Below are 20,907 nucleotides of genomic sequence, written 5' to 3'. Positions count from 1 at the left end.
CAACGGTGTGGGGTTATTGAATGGCCTGGATGTCTTTGTAGGACATGGTGCCGTTTTCGGCCAAGCCCAGTGACAGTCCATCTTGTTTGTTGGCACCGACCGAGACCACCTCGTCCTCGGCCAGTACGGCCACAGGCAATGGGTTGGAGGCGCTGCCTGCACTGGCGCGCAAGCGCACAGGACCAGTCAGGGGTTCGCTACCTTGGTATTGCGAGGCATCCCACTGGAAGGCGTGGGTGCCCGCGTTCTTGCTGCCCAAATCAACTTGGCCTATCACCTTGCCTGCGCTGTTGAGCACGTCCACTTGGACGTTCTCGGCTTTGGCTTCTAACTGAATGGCCCCCTTGACTTGGCCGTTGCGGATGTGGGCTTTGTCCGAATCCACCAGCACCCCCTTGCCCACCAGCGAGGCACCTTGCAGCAACTGCATGGCACCGAATTGGCCGGACATGCCTTTCATGGTGTCATTGAGTTGCTGGATGCCTGAGACGGTGTTGATCTGCGCCATTTGGCTGGTCATTTGCGCGTTGTCCACCGGGTTCATGGGGTCTTGGTTATTCATTTGCGCCACCAAAAGCTTGAGGAAGCGGTCTTGTTGCGCCGCTGGGTCTAGCTGTTTGCTGGGGCTGATGGAGCGGCCCTCGGGGCTGCCTGCCAAATTGACAGGCGCAGTTTGACTGCTACTGCTGGGGGGGGTGCTTACGGCAGATACCATGGTCTATCTCCTAGGTGTTGGCCCATCATTGGCCCATCTGAAGCGTTTTGAGCATCAGCGTTTTGGCGGTGTTCATCACTTCCACGTTGTTTTGGTAAGAGCGGGAAGCCGAAATCATGTTGACCATTTCCTCCACCGGGTTGACGTTGCTTTGGTCTACATAGCCATTGGCATCGGCGCTAGGGTGGTCGGGTGCATAGGTGCGCTTGAATGGGGCGTCGCTCTCGGTGATGGAGCTAACGGTCACGCCCTTGGACTCGGGGGCATCGAACTCCACTGTCTGGAACACCACGTTGCGCGCTTTGTAGGCTTTGCCATCGGGGCCTGCCACGGCGTCCGCGTTGGCCATGTTGGAGGCCACCACGTTGAGCCGCTTGGACTGCGAACTGATGGCGCTGCCCGAGACGTTGAAGATGGAAAACATGGACATGGTTTACTCCTGTTTTCTTACTGGCCTTGGATGGCACTCAAGATTGTCTTGGAAGTGCCGTTAATGAAGCGAAGAGTAGCCTCGTAGCGCACCGAGTTGTCTGCGAAGTTGGCACGTTCACGGTCCATGTCCACGCTGTTGCCATCCATAGAGGGTTGTGACTGCACGGTGTAGGCCAGTGGAAGTTGGCCTTTTTCGGGGTCGCTGGGGATGGGGGGTAGCGGTATGTGGCCGGTATGCGTCATGCCATTGCGATTCATGCCGCGATCAGTGGGGGGGGCCATTTCCATGCCACCTTCGCCCAAGGCGGCTGCCATGGCTTCTTTGAAATTGAGGTCGCGGCCAATGTAGCCGGGGGTGTCTGCGTTGGCGATGTTGCTGGCTATTAGGCGCTGGCGCTCAGAACGCAATACCAGGCCTTTGGATTGAAAGTCCAGTATGTTGTTGATGTTAGCGACCATGAATAGCCTCGCGGAATAGGGGGTACGGCGATTATTGGAAATGCTTGAGGCCGTCAAATGGCTGAAATGCGGGGTGTTGACAGGGCTTATTGCGGCTTTTGCTGGGCGGTGGCTGCCTACAGTCATGGCTATGCAAAAAGGAGGCTGTATGAACCAGCGTTATTGGAGAAGTATTTCTCTTGTTCGCACTGTGCTGCAGCATTGCATCGTGGTGCTTTTCGCAGTGCTTGCCTTTTGTTTGGCCAGCAGTGCGTTTGCGCAGCAACCAGCATTGGCTAACTTGGATACCTTGCGCCAAATAGCCCAACGTTGGGCCAACGATGCGGTCAAAACTTCGGAAAGTGCCGATCCGCGCTTGCGCATGGAAGTGTTGGTGGCACCGTTGGATACCCGTTTGCAATTGCCCGCCTGCGCCCAGGTAGAGGCCTACTTGCCTGTGGGAACCCGTCTGTGGGGACGTAGCCGCGTGGGCTTGCGTTGCACCGATGGCGTGGCTCGCTGGAATGTGACCGCTGCGACCCAAGTCAAAGCCTTTGGCCCAGCATGGGTGGTGCGCAATGGCATTCGAGGTGGTAGCACTGTGTCTGACGACGATGTAGTGCAAGCTGAGGTGGATTGGGCTGAAGAGCCCACTGCAGTGTTGCAAGATCGCAATGCGTGGCGCGGCCAAGTGGCTACCCGTATGCTCAATGCAGGCCAGGCTTTGCGTCAAGGCATGGTCAAGGCCAGCGAAGTGTTCCAAGCCGGTACACCGCTGCGGGTGATTGCCCAAGGCGATGGCTTCCAAGTCTCGGGCGAGGCTTTGGCCGTGTCTTCCGGTGTGGTGGGACAGATGGCCAAAATCAAGTTCGACAATGGGCGGGTGGTATCGGCCCAGGTAGTGGATAGCCGCACGGTACGTATCGATTTGTGAATAACAGTATGTTTGCACCTCAAGTTCACCCCAATGGGGCCGATATTGGATGCATCTGCCTTAACCAGATTTCGTCTGGGAGAAAGAAATGAAAATAGGTCAACCAACAGATATCAGCAGTGCGGTGCCCAGTAGCACCGCCAGTGCAGGGCAAAAAACGGCTCAGGGCACCGCTGCATCTGCTGCGGCCACCCAGGCTAAGCAAACTGCCGCGTCTCCGGGCGTGGCGGTGACCATGTCCTCCAATGCCAAGTCGATGGAAAAAACAGGGGATGGTGCTGAAATTGACCAGAAAAAAGTCGCACAGATGAAGCAATCCATCAAAGATGGAAGCTTCAAAGCCAATCCCGATGCGATTGCCGACAAGATGCTCTCCAACGCCCAAGAAATGATGGATCGTGGCAACCAGCCACTGAACTGATACCCACAAGGCGGTGCCATGTCAGAAAATTCTGAGTCGTTTTGTCTGGATGATGTCCTGAGCCTGATGCAAACCCAAGTGGCCGATGTGCAGCAAGCCCTGCGCGATGCCGATGTGGATGCAGTACAGCAGCAGTCGCAAAAGTTTTCCCAGTTGGCCCAAGAGTTGGCCATGGCCTTGCGCCAGTCCATGCCCTATAGGGTGGTAGATGCCCAAGCGGTTGCAGAGCAGGTCAGTGCTTTGGCCCAAGACGTTGCGATGGTGCGTGAGCATTTGTTGCGCCAGCAGGCCTATGCAGAGCAGGCTGTGCAGCTATTTTTCCCCGCATTGAAAAATCAGCACACTTACAACATGGCAGCCAAGTCGCAGCAGCCAGTCAACGTGCAAACCCTCTGACGCCCATATCCTTGTCCTGCTTTCAGCAGGGCAAGGGCGTGTAGCCTTTTCTGGTAAGGTCGAGCGCAGTGTGAGCCTATCTGCGCCTATTGCCTTGTATGAGTGTCCCAGATCAACCGTTGTCACCCGAGAACGATGACGCCGCAGCCCAAACCGCTGGGGCCAAAGCGCTTGCATTCGCGGACATCGGTTTGCCCATAGGCTCCAAAATCCAAATTGAACCGCCAGCTAGCTTGAAGCTGCCACGGGTGTTTGCATCCTTGCTGGGGTACTGGGAAGGACTGTCTTTGCTGATCACCATGCCCCGTGGACCGCGTGGTGAGTTGATTCCTCTGCTAGAAAACGAAACCCTGGTGATGCGTGCGTTTGTGCGCCAAGCAGCGTTTGCTTTTGCCGCGGATATTTTGCGTGTATGCAGAGCACCGTACCCGTATTTGCACCTGACTTATCCCAGCAAAGTCACCAGTTCACTGATTCGCAAATACCCCCGGGTGCGCTGCAAGCTGGTGGCCGATGTGTTTTCGGTGACTGCCAGCCAGATGGGACAAGCGCTGCCCTCCGTGGCGGTGATCTCTAACATCAGTGCCAGCGGCGCCTTGGTTGATGGGCGCGAGGCAATTGGGGGTGTGGGGGATACCTTGCAGTTGCAGTTGCAGCTGCCACTGCATGGGGTGAAAACGCCCCTCACGGTGCAGGCTGTCGTGCGGGTCATGACGCCCAGTTCTACCGCGCTCCAAAATGGCCAAGACCTGTGTCACTTTGGGGTGGAGTTTGTCAATCTGACCAGTGAGCAAGAAGTGCTGCTCAAGAGCTTTGTCTACCAAAAAATGGTGGACGAACCCAAAAGCATGGTTTGAGTGGCTGAGAAGCCACCGCAGCCAGCTTTCAATGGGAGCGCATCTTGGCGCGCAAGCGGGCAATCGCTTGGCTGTGTAGTTGGCAGATGCGCGATTCGGTCACTTCCAGTACAGCGGCAATTTCTTTCAGGTTCATGTCGTGCTCGTAGTACATGCTCATGATGTACTGCTCGCGCTCGGGCAAGGCTTTGATGGCTTCGACCAACGATTCGCGCAGACGCTGGTTGCGCAGCAGATTCATGGGGTCGGCATCTTTGTCCACGGAGTGGCGGTCTAGGTAACCGTCATCGTCGTCGTGGCTGGCCATGTCTTCCAAGTAGACCAACTGCGTGCCGCGCACTTTGCTCAGCAAGGCTTGGTAGTCGGCCAGTTTCATGCCCAGTTCGGTGGCAATTTCCGACTCACTGGGGCTGCGGCCAAATTTGTGCTCCAGCTTGCGAACGGCCGATTCGATTTCCTTTTGGCTCTTGCGTGAACCGCGCGACATCCAGTCGTTTTCGCGCAGTTCATCGAGCATGGCACCGCGAATGCGCTGGGTGGCAAAGGTTTCAAACTGCACGCCTTGCGAGGCTTCGTAGCGCGAGAGCGCATCGGACAACCCAATGAGGCCAACCTGTATCAGGTCTTCCACATCCACACTGGGGGGGAGTTTGGCCATCATGTGATGGGCCAGACGCCGTACCAGCGGCTGGTACTGTTTGATGAGCGAACTGCGATCCAGTTGTCCTTTGGCGGTGTACATCAGTGTCTCCCGACGGACGAAGAAACAGGTACGGCTGGGCTGGCCATGTTAGTGGGCACCAGGGGGGGCAGCCAATGGCTTGCTTCATGGCTGCCACTGGCCATGGTGTGGGCTGTTTCCAGCAAGCCCAGGGCGAGGCGTTGCACATCGGTGTCGGCGCTGTTGTCTTCAGCGCTGTCAATGTCCAGCTCAATAGCCGAAAACTCGTACTGCAAAAATTGGCGGGTGTATTCCTGCAAACCAGTTACGGGGCTGGGGCTGTTATCAGGCGTGGCTTGGCGCACATGTACCACCAAGGGTTGCAAATGGCCTTTGGTCAAGACGCGTTTGAGGGCCACGTAGCTTGTCAGGAGCGAGGTTTTGGCGCGCGACAGCGCGATTACGGGGCGTACTTCACTGCCCGTAAAGAGCGGGGTAAGCACCGTGGCGGTGGCGTAGACGACGACCACTGCGTGGTGGCCAAACAGGGCATGCACACCGTTCCAACCCAGCACACCGCGGTTGCGGGCGGCCAAGCTGAGCAGGCCCAAGCCCGCGGGGATGATGTTCCAGCCCGGGGTTTCTAAGCTGGACCAACCGCTTTCTAAGCCTTGCAGGGCTTGTTCTAGGCCGGGGTTGTCGTTGCTTTCCATGGCGGTGCCATCGAGCACTACCACGGGGTAACCCAGCTCAACCATGTTGGTGCACAGGCGCAGCAGCAGTGGTAGTTCGGCATTCTCGTCACCGTGGCTCACCATGGCCAGCAGCTTGGGCGAGTGGTGCACGCCCAGTCGGATCAACCCAGCAGCTTGGTGGAGAGGGGCTTCAAGCATGCAGCACCCCTTGCAGGTTTTGGTTGTTGGCGTGGCTGAAGAAAAAGCCCAAATCCATGTCTTTGGGGTCGTGGGCCGAGTTGCCACTGGAACGCATGGACAGTTGCACCAACTTGGCAGCCGAGGCGCTTTCCCAGTCTTCGGGCACGCGCTGGCCTGTGGTTACACCGCGCAGCAACAGTTGGTGGCGAATCACCGCATCGATAGCGGGGCCGAGTTTGACGGCCTCGTCAATTTTGGACAGTACCGCGTGCTGGATCGCACCGGTTTTGAAGCACTGCACGGCTTCGTCCAGCGTGTCGCCATGGCTGCCTGCATTGAGTACCAAGATACGTTTGATGCGGGGCAGGTCGATCAAGTCCAGCAGCTCTTGTTTGCGTGGGTCGCGTGGCGCAATGCCAGTGGTGTCGATGAGCACCATTTTCTTGTTGGACAGCAAGCCCAGCAGGTCTTGTAGGGCGGCTTTGTCGTGGGCCATGTGGGCTACCACACCGAGCATCTTGCCGTAGGTGCGCAGTTGCTCATGGGCTCCTACGCGGTAGGTATCCAGGGTGATGAGGCCCACGCTGCTGGGGCCATAGGTCTGGGCACACAAGCCAGCCAGTTTGGCAGCGGTGGTGGTTTTTCCTACGCCGGTAGAGCCCACGAGGGCAAATACGCCGCCTTCTTCGTGCAGGTTTTGGGCTGTGGCATCGGTGCGGATGTTGCGCTCCAAAACGTCCATGACCCAGCGTAGCGATTCGGGGGCATCCATCTCTTCTGGCAGACGCTCCAAGACTGCGCGTGCCAGTGAGGGGGAGTAGCCAGCGCGGATGAGCTTGAGCATCAGGTTGGAGTGGATGGGGTTCTTGCGCGCTTGGCCCAACCAAGTCAGGGTGTTGAAGCGGTCTTCAATCAGTTCGCGCATGGATTGCAGCTCTTGCATCACGCCATCGGGCATATTGGGTGCAACCTGGATAGGCGCGGGTGCCCGCGCTGCACGCTGCGGGGTGTGCACTTCGTGGCTGGCGGTGTTGCGTGCGTTGGCCGGGGCTTGGCGCTGTGGGGCGCGTGGTGCAACGGTGTTTGGCAGCGAGGGTGTGTCGCTGGCGACGCTAGCGACCTCTTGCTCTTGCTTGCGGCGTGCCATGCGCTCGCGTACGTAGTCTTGGAAAGACAGGGTACTCATGGAGAGTTTTTCCACATCGGCTTCCACTTGCTGAGCAGTTTCTTGGTAGCTGCCGGGCGCAGGGCGTGTTTTGCCACCGTTGCTGCTGGCAGGCGCATGGCTTTGGCGCAGGCTGGCATCCAATCCGTCGAGCGTGTCTTCTGCCGTGGCAACTACTTCGACGCCATGTTCGGTTTGGCGGTTGGACAAAATCAGGGTGCCCTCTCCAAAAGCCATGCGGGCTTTGGCCAAGGCTTCTCGAGAGGTGGGGGCGATGAAGCGTTGGATGGTCATGCTGCAGCTCCTTTAAGGATGGGGCCTATGCGAATAGAGTGGGTTTCAGGAATTTCACTGTGCGAGAGCACTTGCAGGCGGGGTGCCACACGGCGCACCAGCTTGGCAATGGAATTGCGGATGGGGTCTGGAACCAGCAAGCAGGCAGGAATGCCAATTTCTTCTTGCTTGAGCGCAGTTTCGGCCGCGGTGCGGGTCAGCATGTCGGCTACGTTCGGATCCAGAGCGGGGCCTTGGCTGTTGGTCAGGGCTTGCATGAGCAGTCGCTCCAATGGGGGGTCGATGGCAATCACGTTGAGCTCTTTGGTCGGGCCATAGATCTGCTGCACGATGGCAGGGCTCAGCGCTACGCGGGTGCGCTTGGCCAATTCCACAGGGTCTGTGGTGCTGGCAGCATGCTCAGCAACCGATTCGATGATGGTGCGGATATCGCGGATAGGCACCGATTCTTCGAGCAGCAGTTGCAGTACTTTCTGGAATACAGCAACAGAAACCATTTTGGGTACTACTTCCTCGATCAATTTGGGGGCCACTTTGGCTACGTGATCCAACAACTGTTGGGTCTCTGTCCGGCTCAGCAACTTGGCGGCTTGGACTTGCATCAAGTGTGACAAATGGGTCGCCATGACAGTCTCAGAATCAACCACGGTAAAACCGGCCATTTGTGCGGCTTCCTTCTGGCGTTCGTCGATCCAGTGGGCGGGCAAACCGAAAGCGGGGTCGGTGGTGGGGGTGCCAATGAGCGGGGTGGTGATGCCGCCGGGGTTGATGGCCAAGTACATGCCGGGGAAGGCTTCACCTTCACCGACTACCACACCGCGCAGGGTGATGCGGTACATGCTGGGACGCAGTTCCAGGTTGTCACGCACGTGCACGGCAGGGGGCAGGAATCCCACTTCTTGGGCGAATTTGCGGCGTACGCCTTTGATGCGATTGAGCAAATCGCCTTGGCGGTTTTTGTCCACTAGCACGATGAGGCGATAACCCAACTCCAAGCCCAATTGATCCACGGGTTGCAGGTCATCCCAACTGGCTTCGCCATCATTGGGGTTGGTGACAGGGGCTGGTGCCTCTGCTTTGGGGGGGGGGCGGTGGGCCATGGCCCATGCGGCATAGCCCAAGATGGAAGCAATACTCAAAAACACCACATGGGGCATATTGGGAATCAGCCCCACGACGCCAAGGATGCCTGCTGTGATGCCCAATGCACGGGGCGACACAAACATCTGGCCCATGATCTGTTTGCCAATGTCAGTCTCTTTACCTACCCGGGACACCACCATGGCAGCCGCCACTGAGATCAACAAGCCGGGGATTTGGGCCACCAGCGCGTCACCAACTGCCAGCAAGATGTAGCTGTTAGCCGCTTCGCCAGCACTCAGGTCGTGCTGCAAGATGCCGATGGCAAAGCCGCCGAAGATGTTGATGAGCAAAATCAAAATGCCAGCAATCGCGTCGCCGCGCACGAACTTGGAAGCACCATCCATGGAGCCGAAGAACTCGGCTTCTTCGCCAATCTCGGCGCGGCGGCGTTTGGCTTCTTTGTCGTCAATTACGCCCGCGTTCAAGTCCGCATCCACGGCCATTTGCTTGCCGGGCATGGCATCCAAGGTGAATCGGGCAGAGACTTCGGCAATGCGCTCGGAACCCTTGGTCACCACCACGAAGTTGATGACCACCAAGATGGCGAAAACGATCAAACCGACGGCAAAGTTGCCTCCGATCAAGAAGTGGCCAAAGGCCTCAATCACCGCGCCTGCAGCGCCGGGGCCTGTATGACCGTGTAGCAGCACCACGCGGGTGGATGCTACGTTGAGCGACAAGCGCAGCAAGGTGGTGAGCAGCAAGACGGTAGGAAAGGCCGCGAAGTCCAGTGGGCGCACCATGTAGGCGGCCACCATCATTACCATCAGCGCGATGGCGATGTTGAGCGTGAAGAAGGTGTCCAGCAAGAAGGCGGGCAGGGGCAGCACCATCATGGCCAAAATGGCCACGACCAAAATGGGGGCGGCTGCACCGTGGATCAGGGCAGCGTTCTTGCCCAGCCACTGTTGCCAGGTTTTGAGCGATGCGTTCATGCCATTGCTTCCTTGTTAGTACGTTGGTTGGATGTCTTGCCAAACTGGGGCGAATGCGGATCGAGTTCCTCGGGCACCTGTGGTTGGGGCACATCGCGTGGCATGGCACCTTGGCCGCGCAGAGCAGCGCGCAGGCGGTAGACATAGGCCAGCACTTGGGCTACGGCGGTGTACAGCGCGGTGGGAATGTCTTGATCCAGTTCAGCGTTGGCGTACAGAGCACGTGCCAGCATGGGGGACTGCAGCACGGGGATGTCGTGCTGCTTGGCCACATCGCGGATCTTGAGCGCCAGCAAATCAGCACCCTTGGAGATGACGCGTGGGGCTGTCATGGTTTTTTCGTCGTAGCGCACGGCTACTGCAAAGTGGGTGGGGTTCATGACCACAAAGTCGGCCTTAGGCACGGCGGTGACGCTGCTTTTTTGGGCCAATTCGCGCTGCTTTTGGCGAATCTTGCTTTTGATTTGTGGGTTGCCGTCCGACTCTTTGTGCTCTTGTTTGAGTTCTTGTTGACTCATCTTCAGGCTTTCTTTGTGCAGAAAGCTTTGCAAGGGCACGTCAATGAGTGCCGCACCAATCACCACCAGCAACAACAGACCCAAACCGGCAATCAACCAGTTGACCAAGGTGGTGAGCGCTGCTGCAGAGGGTTGGCGCAAGGTGGCTGCCATTTCAGGCATGCCAGTGTGCAAATACAAGGCACCGATTAATAGCAAGATGATCGCAATGGCTGTCATCTTGGCGGTATCAATCAACTTCTTTTTGGAAAAAAGGTTGCCAAAGCCGCTCAAGGGGCTGACGCGGCTGAAGTCTGGCATGATGGGGTGCAGGCTGTAGATCCAACCACTGCTGGCCAACGCCGACAAAATGCTTGAGAGCATGGTGACGGCCGCGAACACGCCGCACAAGGCCAAACCGACCCAACTGGCGGTGCTCAGGCGTTCCAGCATGCGTGGTGCTTGCTGGATGGTTTGGGCATCAAAGGACAGGCCGTACTGCAGGATTTTTTGCAGTTCTTCCAAAATTTGGGGTGTGAGCAGGAGCAAGCCCACTGCACCAGCCCCCAGCACTGCGGCGTGGGACAGGTCTTGCGAGCGGCTGATGTTGCCCTCTTCACGGGCTTTGCGCAGCTTGCGCTGCGATGCCGGTAAATTGCGATCCTGACTGCCTGATTCCATGGTGAAGAACTCTCAAAGTTCTTACCATTGTGGCCAGCAGGTTGTTTTTCTAAAGTGCAAAAAGCGCTGGGTTTCCAGCGCTTTTTAGGGTTTGCGGAGCTTAGAAGCCTAGGCTTGCCAAGAGGTCGTCCACCTGCGATTGGTCGGTAACGACTTCTTGGTAGGTTTGCCCATCGACCACGGGACCAGCCAGTGCAGGAACGATTTCCCCACCAGTGGCTGCGCTCGCTTTGAGTTGGGCTTCTGGAGGTGCTGTTTGCACAAGCATATGCACCAACTGCTCTTCGATAGTAGAGGCCAATTGAACCACCTTGGCAATCACTTGGCCGGTCAAGTCATGGAAGTCTTGGGCCATCATGATGTCGGTGAGATTGGCGTCCACCTTGGCGTTAATGTCCGCCATGCTCTGCAGGTAATTCATCACCTCGCCTTTGGCAACCGCAGCCACCGGGTCTTTGACCAGCAGCTCTTGCATGCGTTTGGTTTCGGCGGCGATAAATTCTTGCTGGTTTTTGGCCTCATCGACCTTGTTTAGCACGGTTTCGGCGGCTTGCCCAGTGAGTTTTGCAATGTACGAGAGACGGCTTTTTGCGTCGGGCAACTCATCAGCCCAATCGCGCACCTTGTCGGCCAGACCAGCTACACCCAACCCCATCAAAGAGTCATGCAACTGGCGAGTCAGCGCTCCCAGTTGTTGGTGAATTTCGGTGGGTGACAGCTGAGATGGGTTGTCTGCCGGACTGGTCATGGTTATTTCAGCCCCAACTTGGTCAAGATATGGTTGACCTTGTCTTCCAACGTGGCTTTGGTAAACGGTTTGACGATGTAGCCTGATGCGCCTTGCTGGGCCGCGAGAACGATGTCTTCTTTACGTGCTTCAGCAGTCACCATCAGAACGGGAATGTGTTTGAGTTTGTCGTCTTTTTTGATTTCTGCCAGCAACTGAAAACCATTCATGTTGGGCATGTTGATGTCGCTGACGACAAAATCGAAGTTGCTATTGCGCAGCTTTTGGAGTGCAGCGACTCCGTCTTCTGCTTCGTCTGCATCGGCATAGCCACTCTCTTTGAGCAGATTCCGCACAATTCTTCGCATGGTTGAGAAGTCATCAACAATGAGAAAGCGCAGTTCTTTGGACATAAAAGTAGCCTCTAACCAGTGATTGAAGGTGTAACGTGTCTAGTATGACGGAAAATTGATCTTGTTATGGTTTCTTCTCTGCAGTTTGGTTGCTGGAAGTATCATTTATTGCATAGTCTACAGGTCGGCCTAGTAGCCTTTCCTCTGCTTCTTTTGTCATCACCAAAATACTGATACGCCTATTAACAGGCGCCAAGGGATCATGGGGTTCTAAAAGTTGGCTATCGCCCATACCAACCACGCGGGCAATTTTTTCCAATGGCATGCCACCGACGATCAATTCACGACGTGACGCGTTGGCGCGATCAGACGATAGCTCCCAGTTGCTATAACCGCGTGATGCGTTAGCATAACCTGCCTTGTCTGTGTGTCCATCGAGACTGATGCGGTTATCCACTTCAGCCAATGCAGAACCGATTTCCTGCAGGATCGCTTGCATATACGGCTTAACCGTGGCACTGCCGCTGTCGAACATGGGGCGTTTTTGGTCATCCACGATTTGAATTAACAAACCATCGGGGGTGATTTGCAAGCGAATTTGCGACAAAAACTCCGCCATTTTGGGATTGTTGGAGAAGCTGGCTGCAATTTTGGATGCGAGTTTGGATAAGTTTTGCGAATCGCGCTGGGCACGCAAGCTGCGTTTTTTTTCTTGTTCAGAGTCGCGCCCGCGTTTGTCGGCATTTTCCGTTTTTTTACATTGACCAACGGTTTCGGTGATGTCTTTACCGCCGCCAGGGATGAGGGAACTGCTGGCACCTGCTCCTGGGCCGCCCATTAAGGCCACTTTGATGGGGGCTTGGAAAAAGTCGGAAATGCCCTTTTTGTCCCCTTCAGAGGTGCTGCCCAGCAGCCACATCAAGAGAAAAAACGCCATCATGGCTGTTACAAAGTCGGCATAGGCGATTTTCCACGCACCACCATGCGCAGCGTGGCCGCCTTTTTTGACCCGCTTGATGATGATGGGCTGTAGTTTTTTGCCGTCTGCCACCGTCTGTATTCCCTCTGTGTTTGGCGCTTATTTTTTCTTCACGTGGGCTTCTAGCTCGACGAATGTGGGACGTTCGGTGGAGTAGAGCACTTTGCGGCCAAATTCAATAGCTGTAGAAGGGTTGTAGCCCTGCATACTTGCAAGCAAGGTGGACTTGATGCACTGGAATTCTTTGCCAGATTCTTCGACCTTTTGCTCTAACAAACCGGCCAGTGGTTCAGCAAAGGCATAGGCCAGCAAAATGCCCAAGAAGGTACCAACGAGTGCCGAGCCAATCATGCCGCCCAGTACAGCAGGTGGTTGCCCCACTGAACCCATGGTGTTCACCACTCCCAGCACCGCAGCCACAATGCCAAAAGCAGGCAAGCCACCTGCTATGCGCTGGATTGCTGCCACTGCAGCATGTTCTTCGTGGTGGTGGGTTTCGATTTCACTGTCCATCAATGACTCGATTTCGTGGGCATTGAGGTTGCCTGAGACCATCATGCGCAGGTAGTCAGTGATGAATTCAACGACATGGTGGTCTGAACCCACCGTGGAATATTTTTTGAAGATTTCCGATTGCTCGGGTTCTTCCACGTCTTTTTCGATGGCCATCAGGCCTTCTTTACGGGCCTTTTGCAAAATGTCAAACAGCAAGGCCAGCAGTTCCATGTAGCGGTCTTTGGTGTATTTGCTACCTTTGAAGCAAGCGCCCAGACCAGCCAAGGTTTTTTTGATGACCTTCATCTGGTTGTTGGCCACAAAGGCACCAATGGTGGCACCCCCAATGGTGATCAACTCAAACGGGAGGGCGTATAGCACCACGCCTATATTGCCGCCGTGGGCAATAAAGACACCAAAAACACAACCAAGACAGATGAGCCAGCCAATGATGACGAACATGGATTCATTGTGTCAGGCTGTGCCCGACTCCCTAATAACGATGAAGAATGGTTTTTCAGGCCTTTTCTACCATATCGTCACTTACACGGCCAGCTTGAGGTGGTGATTTAATGCAACAGAATGCCTGAGCTTGTACCGCCTTTGCCTGCACGTGCAGGAGGATTGCACAAACCGCATTCAAAGTGGCGAGATGTCTCGTATGGCTCACTGACAAAATGACCACCGCATTTGCAGCACTTGGTCATGGACAGCATGTTGTTGTCAATGAATTTCACCAGTCGCCAAGCCCGTGTCACCGACAACAATGGTTCTAAAGCGCAGGCGGTGATTTGCTCGCTATACAAGCGGTAGGCCGCCATGATGGCATCGATGTCTTCCATGGCGCTGACCTTGGTCAGGTACTCATAGATGTTTTGGAACAGGGAGGCATGGATATTGGGTTGCCACGTCAAGAACCATTCGGTGGAGAAGGGCAGTTGGCCTTTGCTGGGAGAGCGTCCCGCCACTTCCTTGTACAGACGCAAAAGGCGCTCGTAGGACAGGTCGGTTTCGCTTTCCAATACTTGCAGGCGTGCGCCTAATTGGATCAGGCCGACTGCGCGTTCGATTTGTTTGGAGTCGTTGAGGACGCTTTTTGCGGTTGCCATGGTGCTTCTTCCTATTCAATCGTTGCAGTGGGGAGTGGCTTAGACAGCTTCTCCGTAGCGGCCAGCCATCAGAATGCTGGCGTGCAGCTTGGTCGTGGCGTCGTTGTCCACTTTGCTGGGAGAGTGGTTGGTCAGAAGACTCCAAACCATGTCGTCGTCCACTCGGAAGCGGCACAGCAACATATTGATAGAAGCGATACGAACGATTTGTGCAGGGGAGAGGGCGGCGATCAGGTCGGCTGCCTCTTCGGACATGCCCAAGCGGAACAGGGCCTCAGCCTTGTCGCGGCGGATGAGGTTTTGCGCCAGCATGAGGTAGGTCATGTTGGCTTCGCGGATCTCTGCCAAAAGTTGCTCGTTGTTCATGGTGGACTCCTTGTGGTTGGAGGTGATTCGAATGAATCGCCATGAACTGAATTCTGATTTTTCACCCTGTTGGCTGAAATCAGAAGAAAGCTAATCCTCGTGTCAGTATTCCGGTAATGTGTGTCGGAAAAAGTCTTACAAGATCAGAAAAGAGGGCATTACCGCCCAAGCTTATTGCTTGAGCAGTGCCAGCACCCCTTGTGGCAACTGGTTCGCCTGCGCCACCATAGCTGTCCCTGCTTGTTGCAAGATTTGGGTACGTGACAAGTTGGCTGTTTCTTGGGCAAAGTCGGCATCTTGAATGCGTGAGCGCGATGCACTGACGTTTTCCGACATGGTTTGCAAGCTGGTGATGGTGCTTTCAAACCGTGATTGCAGAGCACCGAATTTGGCGCGTTGGGCTGCGATCACGGAGATCGCTGCATCAACCGTGCTCAATGTACGGGTCGATGACTCCACCGTGGTCACATCCAGCGTGTCGACTGGTTGCAGTTGGCTGGCTGCAGATGCAGCTAAGAAAAAGCTGGCTCCTGAACCGCCCGGATCGGCAGCGGCGATACCGAATGATCGATCCGAATCCAAGGTCAAGCTACCTGTTACGTAGGCAGCGAGATTGCCACCATTGGGAATGGTTGTTTCACCAACGTTCAGCGTGCTGCCTCCATCGGTATTGGCCAGCACAATGTCTTCACCCGACTCGTTGACCAAGGTAACCCCGTTGCCATCGGAGTTGATGCGTGCAGAAACTCCGGTAGATGAGCTCTTGTCATTGAATGCGGAAACGGCTGCAGACAGACCATCGGGTGTGAGGTTGCCCACGCTGAAGGAGATGGATGTAGGTGTGCCGTTATTGGAGCGTAACTGCAAGGTATAGCTTGAGTGCGCTTGGAAGTTGGTCAGGTCAGTTTGTGTATGCGCTGACGCTGTAACGCCTGTTGTACCCGCTTTGCTATTGATAGCAGCTGCCAATGACCGAGCCGATTGACCTTCTGTGATGCCGATGACCGCACTACCTGCACCACCATCAATGCGGAAGGTGGGGTCTGCAACCATTGGACTTGCGCCGTTTATGTCTGCGACGGCAGTGCTTTGTGTTTTGCGCAAGCCAGCTACCGAGCCCATAACCAAATCACCGGGGCCGCCAGCAGTGGCAGCGACATCCGAACCGATGCGGAAGTTACCGTACTTGCTGGTACGGAAGTCACCCGTAGTGGCGATGATGGTTTGGTTGGCATTGGCACCCACTTGGAAGGTAGCAGAGGTGAAGCTGCCATCCAAAATGTTCTGCCCGTTGAACTGCGCGGTTTGTGCGATGCGTTGTAATTCGGCGTTGAGCTGGTTTACTTCGGCGTTCAACGCTGCGCGGTCGCTGGCGCTGTTAGTGGCGTTGGCCGATTGAACTGCCAGTTCGCGAATGCGTTGCAAGGTAGATGATGCACTACCCAAGGCGCCTTCGGCCACTTGCGCTAGAGATATGCCATCGTTGGCGTTGCGGCTCGCTTGGTTCAGCCCGCGTACTTGCGAGGTCATGCGTTCAGCGATCGCCAAACCTGCTGCATCGTCCTTGGCGCTGTTGATACGCAAGCCCGACGACAAGCGCTGCATGGACGTACCCAGCGAGCTTTGCGAAGCTGCCAGATTTCTCTGCGCATTCAGCGACTGCACATTGGTGTTAATCGTTGAGGCCATTGCGTAACTCCTAGTTAGACAAACATCAGCGAAATGGCTGATGGCAACGCCTGCATACATTGCAGGCTTTGGATTTCGATGACCGAATTCTGGAGATCGCCAACTTTTCTATAACGGGGATAAAGCGTGGAAAAACCCGCCAAATTGCTGGTGAGGGAAATTTCTTAATAGGGGTAAACCCTAGGTTTGCAGAAATGGCGGGTAAATACCCCGCATTTGCTGATTTGGTGCTTTTCAAGCCGTGTTAGCGACCTTGCAAAAAAAGCCTAAAGTTTTCTTCAAGACACCCGAAAACTAGTCCAACGGATGCTCAGAGGATCCGTCGTCCGGAGGGCGTCAAGGTTGTGGCGCGCCGGTCATGGTGCCAGTGGTAACACTGGCGTTGGGATCGGCAATTTCGCCGGAAATTTTGAGTTTTACAGGAGTGATCGAAATGTCAGCCATCATCAACACCAATGTCAACTCGTTGACGGCTCAGCGGAATTTGACAGCCAGCCAAAGCTCCCTGGGCACATCGATGCAACGTCTGTCTTCGGGCTTGCGCATTAACAGTGCCAAGGACGATGCTGCAGGCCTTGCTATCAGCGAGCGTTTCACGTCGCAGATTCGCGGTTTGAACCAAGCTAGCCGCAACGCTAACGACGGTATCTCCATGTCGCAAACCGCTGAAGGCGCATTGGGCTCTATGGGCAACATGCTCCAGCGTATCCGCGAACTGTCTGTGCAGGCCGCTAACGCGACCAACAGTGCCAGTGACCGTGCTGCGCTGAACGCTGAAGTCGGTCAGCTGACTTCTGAATTGGATCGTGTTGCCAAAACTACCCAGTTCAACGGTCAGACCTTACTCGATGGCAGCATGGGCTCCGCCACTTTCCAAGTGGGTGCCAATGCCAACCAGACGATTACTACCCAAACAGCCAACTTCAGTACCAATAAGTACGGCAATAACCAAGTGGGTGGTGCCAATGCTGGTGTGGCTAGCGCTGCAGCAGCATGGGGCAATAACGGTATGAGCGCTGGCAAGATCAATATTGCGGGCAGCGTAGGTACAGCCAGTGTGGATGTGGAAGCCAACGCCACAGCCAAAGCTGTGGCCGAGGCGATCAATGACAAGGCAGGCTCTACTGGTGTGAAGGCTACAGCCCGTACTGATGCCCAGTTGAAGTTCGATACCACTGGCTCGTACAACTTGGCTTTGCGTTCCGACAACGGCACCGCCGTGAGCGTGAACTTCACGCTGACATCAGTCAACACCAAAGATGGTTTGGCTGCAGCAGTGCAGGCTATCAATGACCAAGCTGGTAAGACAGGTGTCACCGCCATGGTGAACAAGGATGGCAGTGGCATTGATTTGAACAATGCTACTGGTAATGACTTGGCCGTCAGCCTGACTGATACCCCTAGCGCTGGCAATGTCAGTGTGACCAAAATGGACAGCACTGGTACTGCAGTGGGTTCTGCGGTGGTTTTGGGTACATCCAATGGTGTCACGACTAGCGACAGCGTCACATCGGGCCATTTGGAACTCAACTCGGACAAGTCGTTTGCCGTGGTGGCCGATACCGACACCACAGCACTGAAGTCCACCACTTCTACGCTGAAGTCGGTTGCTGAACTGGATATCAGTACAGTTGACGGTGCTACCGATGCGCTCAAGACCGTGGACGCTGCTTTGCAAGTGATCAACGGCCAACGTGCGAAGTTCGGTGCGATCCAGTCCCGCTTTGAGAACACCATCTCCAACTTGCAAGTCAGTTCGGAAAACATGAGCGCCTCCCGCTCGCGTATTCAAGATGCCGACTTTGCGCAAGAAACTGCCAACCTGTCGCGCTCGCAAGTGCTGTCGCAGGCTGGCACAGCGATGGTGGCTCAGGCCAACCAAATGCCACAGAGCGTGCTGTCCTTGCTGCGTTAATCGCAGTCAGTCGGATTAGCCCCGCTTTGCAGGGCATCTCAGCGGCGGATGCGCAAGCATCTGCCGCTTTTTGCCATGGAAAAGCCATGCTTTTCCGCCCTTTGCTGACGTTGTCCATCTCCACAATCCGCTGCTACGTGCGACTTGGAGGAGTGAATGGCAACCATCTCATCAGTGGGTGTGGGCAGTGGCCTGGATGCCGAAGGCATCATCACCAAACTGGTGACGGTGGAGAAGGCTCCGCTGCAGGGGATGCAGAAGAAGGCCGAGTCCATCAAAACCCAAATTTCGGATTTTGGACAAATAAAATCCCAGTTTTCCGCCTTGGCTGATGCCGCCAACGCCATGAATAGCCCTGAAGGCTGGGGCGCGCGCAAAGGCACATCATCCAATGAAAGTGTGGCGACAGTGACGGTCAAGCCCAATGCGGCTCCAACCTCATTCAACCTAGAGGTGCTCTCACTGGCCAAGCAGCAATCGGTGGCATCTCCGGCTATTGATTCCGGTCAACCCGTGGGTGAGGGAACGTTGACCGTGCGCTTGGGTTCTTGGAATCAGGGGCAGCAGGGCTACAGTTTCAAGCCTGCACCATCAGGGAAAGACATAGACATCAAGGTCACGGCATCAGATACCTTGTCCGCGGTGGCGAGCAAGATCAATGCTGCCAATGCCGGGGTGGTGGCCACCGTTTTGCGCGATGGCGACAAAGAGCGCTTGCTCATGCGTTCCAAAGACATGGGCGCAGAGGCGGGCTTTCGCATCCAAGCGGATATTCCTGATGAGAAACTTGACCCTGCAGGGGCAGATTTGTCGCGCTTGGTTTTTGATCCCGCATACGGTGCAGTGGGGATGGCGGGATCCGATGCGGGTGATATCCAGCTAGCCAGTGATACCAAAGCGCTGATCAACGGTGTGGAAGTTAGCTCCAAGAACAACAACTTGGATGACAACATTCCAGGCGTCAGCATCGCTTTGTTGACCCCCAGTAAGGCTGAAGATGCTGCCAGTGGATCTGTCACTATCACGGTGAGTGAGGACGTGACTGTGGCAGTGAAGAATGTGCAGAACTTCATTACTGCATACAACACTCTGTCGCAAACCTTGACTGAAGTGACCAAATACGATCCTGAAAGCAAGCAGGCAGGTACTTTTCAGGGTGACTCGGGCGTGGTTGGCATGCTCAATTTGCTGCGCACCATTGCGGGTTCCAGCAGCGAAGGGGGGCAGTACCACACTTTGTCCGAGGTGGGGGTCGAGCGCCAACTGGATGGCTCTTTGTCCATGAATACAGCCAAGTTTGGCCAAGCAGCCAACAATGGGCAGGAATTGAAAAAACTCTTCACGGCAGACAACAAGAATCCGCAGACCAATGGCTTTGCACTCAAGTTTCGAGACTTCGCGCGCGGAGCTATCGCTGCCGATGGGGTGGTTAGCAGCAAAAGCAAAGCCTTGGACAAAGACATGGAGCACAACCAAGACGATCAAAAGCGTCTCAATGACCGCGTGGCCATGACCGAAGCCCGCCTGCGCAAGCAGTACACCCAGCTGGACAAAAAGATGGGCAGCCTCAATGCTTTGAATGCTTATGTGTCCCAGCAAGTGACCAATTGGAACAAATCCAAAGACTGATGCACAGGGGCTGCAAATTGCCCCTTTAGTTTCTGGCCAGCATGCCGATACCTAGTTCACAAGCAACCGAGGATCGAGATATGTACAGCTCAGTCAATACCCGTTCTGCCGCCGCCTACAAACGAGCCAGTGTGGAAGCCAGCGTAGCCATGGCTGATCCACACCAGTTGGTGACACTGCTGTTTGAAGCCCTGCAACGCCACCTTGCTTGTGCCAAGCTTGCTCTGCAAGCCCAAGACATCACAGGCAAGTGCTACCAAGTCAACGCAGCGCTGCGTATTTTGGAGGAAGGCTTGAAAGCCCCTTTGGATATGGAGCGTGGTGGTGAAATCGCCAAAAACCTCAATGCCTTGTACGACTACTGCATCCGTCGCTTGGTTTTGGCCAATGCCAAAAACGATGAAGCAGGTTTGGATGAGGTCAGCCAATTAATTGCCCCCGTTGCGTCGGGGTGGAAAGAAATGAAAGTACCCTCTACCCAGCTGGTGCGCGCAGCCTGAGGAGGTCACCATGACTGGCGTTTTGATTGACTTTTACCGGGCGATAGAGGCTAGTAGCTTGCGGATGCTGGAAGCCGCTAAAGCCCAAGATTGGGAGGGGGTCATGCGCTGTGAGGGGGCGTGTGCAGTGCTCATTGAGCAGTTGCGTCACCGAGCCAAAACAGAGGAGCTAGGCCCTTTGGAGCGGGTGGAGAAGACGCGCATCATGCAGCGCATATTGCGCAACGATGCACAGATACGCAATTTGGCAGAGCCGTGGTTGGCGCAGTTGGATGAGTATCCAGAAAGTACACCAGCGTTTTTGCATTGAGTGAGAGGGACAGGGTTACACCTGCATGTTCATGATGTCGGTGTAAGCCTGCACCAGTCGGTTGCGAACGTGCAGAGTGGATTGAAAGCCGATTTGGGCTTTTTGGATGGAAACCATGGTTTCTTCCAAACTCACGTTCGGGTTTTCCAACTGCACTTGCTCTTGCAGCCGCGTTGATTCATTTTGTTGGGCGCTGACATTTTGTAGAGCATCGCGAAAAGCCGTGGCAAACCCTGTGCCAGTGCCTTGCGCATTGGTCATAGGGCGAGTGGCAGTGGTGCTGCTGGTTCGCAGGGGTGAAGATACCGGGCTTAGTTTGACGTCCATAGTGGGCACCTGTACGGTTGCAATGTGGCGCAATCCTAGGTGGAGCCCCTTGCCACCATAGATG

General features: G+C 55.4%; 24 protein-coding genes. 8 read left to right on the top strand and 16 right to left on the bottom strand.

Annotation, left to right across the window (positions count from 1 at the left end; translation table 11 throughout):
• Positions 1-13 precede the first annotated feature (13 nt).
• The 3 genes from KIK84_RS04365 to flgB are packed head-to-tail and all read right to left on the bottom strand — an operon-like array spanning position 14 to position 1,606.
• A complete protein-coding gene (locus KIK84_RS04365; protein WP_214121777.1) occupies positions 14-715 on the bottom strand; it encodes a flagellar hook assembly protein FlgD in 702 nt (233 codons plus the stop codon).
• A 25-nt stretch (positions 716-740) separates the two neighbouring features.
• Positions 741-1,145, bottom strand: coding sequence for a flagellar basal body rod protein FlgC (flgC, locus tag KIK84_RS04360; protein ID WP_214121776.1), 405 nt, complete (start codon positions 1,143-1,145; stop codon positions 741-743).
• Between the two features lie 17 nt (positions 1,146-1,162).
• Complete coding sequence (gene flgB, locus KIK84_RS04355; protein WP_214121775.1) at positions 1,163-1,606, bottom strand: flagellar basal body rod protein FlgB; 444 nt, start codon at positions 1,604-1,606, stop codon at positions 1,163-1,165.
• Positions 1,607-1,754: 148 nt separating this feature from the next.
• Here flgB and flgA point away from each other — a divergent pair, with 148 nt between their 5' ends.
• The 4 genes from flgA to KIK84_RS04335 all read left to right on the top strand — a co-directional run bounded on the left by flgA (position 1,755) and on the right by KIK84_RS04335 (position 4,193).
• Positions 1,755-2,519 (top strand): flagellar basal body P-ring formation chaperone FlgA, encoded by a 765-nt coding sequence (gene flgA / locus KIK84_RS04350; RefSeq protein WP_214121774.1) that lies wholly within the window; start codon positions 1,755-1,757, stop codon positions 2,517-2,519.
• Positions 2,520-2,607: 88 nt separating this feature from the next.
• On the top strand, positions 2,608-2,940 hold the full coding sequence (flgM, locus tag KIK84_RS04345; protein ID WP_214121773.1) for a flagellar biosynthesis anti-sigma factor FlgM: 333 nt from the start codon (positions 2,608-2,610) through the stop codon (positions 2,938-2,940).
• 18 nt (positions 2,941-2,958) lie between these two features.
• Positions 2,959-3,336, top strand: a complete 378-nt coding sequence (locus KIK84_RS04340; RefSeq protein ID WP_214121772.1) for a hypothetical protein — start codon at positions 2,959-2,961, stop codon at positions 3,334-3,336.
• Positions 3,337-3,434: 98 nt separating this feature from the next.
• Positions 3,435-4,193: a flagellar brake protein gene (locus KIK84_RS04335; protein WP_214121771.1), complete on the top strand. Its 759-nt coding sequence runs from the start codon at positions 3,435-3,437 to the stop codon at positions 4,191-4,193.
• A gap of 28 nt (positions 4,194-4,221) precedes the next feature.
• On the opposite strand, the gene KIK84_RS04330 is transcribed toward KIK84_RS04335, so the two are convergent.
• The 12 genes from KIK84_RS04330 to KIK84_RS04275 all read right to left on the bottom strand — a co-directional run bounded on the left by KIK84_RS04330 (position 4,222) and on the right by KIK84_RS04275 (position 16,162).
• The gene (locus KIK84_RS04330; RefSeq protein WP_214121770.1) at positions 4,222-4,935 is read right to left on the bottom strand and encodes an RNA polymerase sigma factor FliA; all 714 of its coding nucleotides are present in this window, start codon (positions 4,933-4,935) and stop codon (positions 4,222-4,224) included.
• Entirely contained in the window at positions 4,935-5,747 is an 813-nt protein-coding gene (locus tag KIK84_RS04325) for a hypothetical protein (protein ID WP_214121769.1), read from the bottom strand. Before KIK84_RS04325 ends, KIK84_RS04330 begins: the two co-directional genes overlap by 1 nt.
• Positions 5,740-7,188, bottom strand: coding sequence for a flagellar biosynthesis GTPase FlhF (gene flhF, locus KIK84_RS04320; RefSeq protein WP_214121768.1), 1,449 nt, complete (start codon positions 7,186-7,188; stop codon positions 5,740-5,742). The genes KIK84_RS04325 and flhF overlap by 8 nt, the downstream gene beginning before the upstream one ends.
• Positions 7,185-9,266: a flagellar biosynthesis protein FlhA gene (gene flhA, locus KIK84_RS04315; RefSeq protein ID WP_214121767.1), complete on the bottom strand. Its 2,082-nt coding sequence runs from the start codon at positions 9,264-9,266 to the stop codon at positions 7,185-7,187. The genes flhF and flhA overlap by 4 nt, the downstream gene beginning before the upstream one ends.
• Complete coding sequence (locus KIK84_RS04310; RefSeq protein ID WP_214121766.1) at positions 9,263-10,444, bottom strand: EscU/YscU/HrcU family type III secretion system export apparatus switch protein; 1,182 nt, start codon at positions 10,442-10,444, stop codon at positions 9,263-9,265. The genes flhA and KIK84_RS04310 overlap by 4 nt, the downstream gene beginning before the upstream one ends.
• A 100-nt stretch (positions 10,445-10,544) precedes the next feature.
• The gene (locus KIK84_RS04305) at positions 10,545-11,192 is read right to left on the bottom strand and encodes a protein phosphatase CheZ (protein ID WP_214121765.1); all 648 of its coding nucleotides are present in this window, start codon (positions 11,190-11,192) and stop codon (positions 10,545-10,547) included.
• A 2-nt stretch (positions 11,193-11,194) separates the two neighbouring features.
• Complete coding sequence (cheY, locus tag KIK84_RS04300; RefSeq protein WP_214121764.1) at positions 11,195-11,584, bottom strand: chemotaxis response regulator CheY; 390 nt, start codon at positions 11,582-11,584, stop codon at positions 11,195-11,197.
• A 64-nt stretch (positions 11,585-11,648) separates the two neighbouring features.
• Entirely contained in the window at positions 11,649-12,575 is a 927-nt protein-coding gene (gene motB / locus KIK84_RS04295) for a flagellar motor protein MotB (RefSeq protein WP_214121763.1), read from the bottom strand.
• 27 nt (positions 12,576-12,602) lie between these two features.
• Complete coding sequence (motA, locus tag KIK84_RS04290) at positions 12,603-13,460, bottom strand: flagellar motor stator protein MotA (RefSeq protein ID WP_214121762.1); 858 nt, start codon at positions 13,458-13,460, stop codon at positions 12,603-12,605.
• A gap of 107 nt (positions 13,461-13,567) precedes the next feature.
• Entirely contained in the window at positions 13,568-14,107 is a 540-nt protein-coding gene (gene flhC / locus KIK84_RS04285) for a flagellar transcriptional regulator FlhC (RefSeq protein ID WP_214121761.1), read from the bottom strand.
• Between the two features lie 39 nt (positions 14,108-14,146).
• On the bottom strand, positions 14,147-14,473 hold the full coding sequence (gene flhD / locus KIK84_RS04280; RefSeq protein WP_214121760.1) for a flagellar transcriptional regulator FlhD: 327 nt from the start codon (positions 14,471-14,473) through the stop codon (positions 14,147-14,149).
• Between the two features lie 171 nt (positions 14,474-14,644).
• Positions 14,645-16,162, bottom strand: a complete 1,518-nt coding sequence (locus KIK84_RS04275) for a flagellin N-terminal helical domain-containing protein (RefSeq protein ID WP_214121759.1) — start codon at positions 16,160-16,162, stop codon at positions 14,645-14,647.
• 433 nt (positions 16,163-16,595) lie between these two features.
• Between KIK84_RS04275 and KIK84_RS04270 the strand changes: the two genes are divergently transcribed.
• From KIK84_RS04270 to KIK84_RS04255, 4 genes are all read left to right on the top strand, one after another.
• A complete protein-coding gene (locus tag KIK84_RS04270) occupies positions 16,596-18,077 on the top strand; it encodes a flagellin N-terminal helical domain-containing protein (protein WP_214121758.1) in 1,482 nt (493 codons plus the stop codon).
• 156 nt (positions 18,078-18,233) lie between these two features.
• Positions 18,234-19,706 carry a flagellar filament capping protein FliD gene (gene fliD, locus KIK84_RS04265; protein ID WP_214121757.1) on the top strand — a complete coding sequence of 491 codons (1,473 nt, stop codon included), beginning with the start codon at positions 18,234-18,236 and terminating at the stop codon, positions 19,704-19,706.
• 80 nt (positions 19,707-19,786) lie between these two features.
• Positions 19,787-20,206, top strand: coding sequence for a flagellar export chaperone FliS (fliS, locus tag KIK84_RS04260; protein ID WP_214121756.1), 420 nt, complete (start codon positions 19,787-19,789; stop codon positions 20,204-20,206).
• Positions 20,207-20,216: 10 nt separating this feature from the next.
• Positions 20,217-20,516 carry a flagellar protein FliT gene (locus KIK84_RS04255; protein ID WP_214121755.1) on the top strand — a complete coding sequence of 100 codons (300 nt, stop codon included), beginning with the start codon at positions 20,217-20,219 and terminating at the stop codon, positions 20,514-20,516.
• A 15-nt stretch (positions 20,517-20,531) separates the two neighbouring features.
• Here the strand turns inward: KIK84_RS04255 and fliE are convergent, their stop codons facing one another.
• Positions 20,532-20,843, bottom strand: coding sequence for a flagellar hook-basal body complex protein FliE (gene fliE, locus KIK84_RS04250; protein WP_214121754.1), 312 nt, complete (start codon positions 20,841-20,843; stop codon positions 20,532-20,534).
• Between the last annotated feature and the right edge of the window lie 64 nt (positions 20,844-20,907).

This window comes from Curvibacter sp. CHRR-16, from assembly GCF_018474005.1.
GTDB lineage: Bacteria > Pseudomonadota > Gammaproteobacteria > Burkholderiales > Burkholderiaceae_C > Allorhodoferax.
Note: the sequence above shows the minus strand (reverse complement) of the source record. Positions and strands in the feature narration are given on the sequence as shown.

Bases quoted from the DNA above. Each gene is read 5' to 3' on its own strand.
- KIK84_RS04365 (WP_214121777.1), bottom strand. From the start codon at position 715: ATGGTATCTGCCGTAAGCACCCCCCCCAGCAGTAGCAGTCAAACTGCG.
- flgC (WP_214121776.1), bottom strand. From the start codon at position 1,145: ATGTCCATGTTTTCCATCTTCAACGTCTCGGGCAGCGCCATCAGTTCG.
- flgB (WP_214121775.1), bottom strand. From the start codon at position 1,606: ATGGTCGCTAACATCAACAACATACTGGACTTTCAATCCAAAGGCCTG.
- flgA (WP_214121774.1), top strand. From the start codon at position 1,755: ATGAACCAGCGTTATTGGAGAAGTATTTCTCTTGTTCGCACTGTGCTG.
- flgM (WP_214121773.1), top strand. From the start codon at position 2,608: ATGAAAATAGGTCAACCAACAGATATCAGCAGTGCGGTGCCCAGTAGC.
- KIK84_RS04340 (WP_214121772.1), top strand. From the start codon at position 2,959: ATGTCAGAAAATTCTGAGTCGTTTTGTCTGGATGATGTCCTGAGCCTG.
- KIK84_RS04335 (WP_214121771.1), top strand. From the start codon at position 3,435: ATGAGTGTCCCAGATCAACCGTTGTCACCCGAGAACGATGACGCCGCA.
- KIK84_RS04330 (WP_214121770.1), bottom strand. From the start codon at position 4,935: ATGTACACCGCCAAAGGACAACTGGATCGCAGTTCGCTCATCAAACAG.
- KIK84_RS04325 (WP_214121769.1), bottom strand. From the start codon at position 5,747: ATGCTTGAAGCCCCTCTCCACCAAGCTGCTGGGTTGATCCGACTGGGC.
- flhF (WP_214121768.1), bottom strand. From the start codon at position 7,188: ATGACCATCCAACGCTTCATCGCCCCCACCTCTCGAGAAGCCTTGGCC.
- flhA (WP_214121767.1), bottom strand. From the start codon at position 9,266: ATGAACGCATCGCTCAAAACCTGGCAACAGTGGCTGGGCAAGAACGCT.
- KIK84_RS04310 (WP_214121766.1), bottom strand. From the start codon at position 10,444: ATGGAATCAGGCAGTCAGGATCGCAATTTACCGGCATCGCAGCGCAAG.
- KIK84_RS04305 (WP_214121765.1), bottom strand. From the start codon at position 11,192: ATGACCAGTCCGGCAGACAACCCATCTCAGCTGTCACCCACCGAAATT.
- cheY (WP_214121764.1), bottom strand. From the start codon at position 11,584: ATGTCCAAAGAACTGCGCTTTCTCATTGTTGATGACTTCTCAACCATG.
- motA (WP_214121762.1), bottom strand. From the start codon at position 13,460: ATGTTCGTCATCATTGGCTGGCTCATCTGTCTTGGTTGTGTTTTTGGT.
- flhC (WP_214121761.1), bottom strand. From the start codon at position 14,107: ATGGCAACCGCAAAAAGCGTCCTCAACGACTCCAAACAAATCGAACGC.
- flhD (WP_214121760.1), bottom strand. From the start codon at position 14,473: ATGAACAACGAGCAACTTTTGGCAGAGATCCGCGAAGCCAACATGACC.
- KIK84_RS04275 (WP_214121759.1), bottom strand. From the start codon at position 16,162: ATGGCCTCAACGATTAACACCAATGTGCAGTCGCTGAATGCGCAGAGA.
- KIK84_RS04270 (WP_214121758.1), top strand. From the start codon at position 16,596: ATGTCAGCCATCATCAACACCAATGTCAACTCGTTGACGGCTCAGCGG.
- fliD (WP_214121757.1), top strand. From the start codon at position 18,234: ATGGCAACCATCTCATCAGTGGGTGTGGGCAGTGGCCTGGATGCCGAA.
- fliS (WP_214121756.1), top strand. From the start codon at position 19,787: ATGTACAGCTCAGTCAATACCCGTTCTGCCGCCGCCTACAAACGAGCC.
- KIK84_RS04255 (WP_214121755.1), top strand. From the start codon at position 20,217: ATGACTGGCGTTTTGATTGACTTTTACCGGGCGATAGAGGCTAGTAGC.
- fliE (WP_214121754.1), bottom strand. From the start codon at position 20,843: ATGGACGTCAAACTAAGCCCGGTATCTTCACCCCTGCGAACCAGCAGC.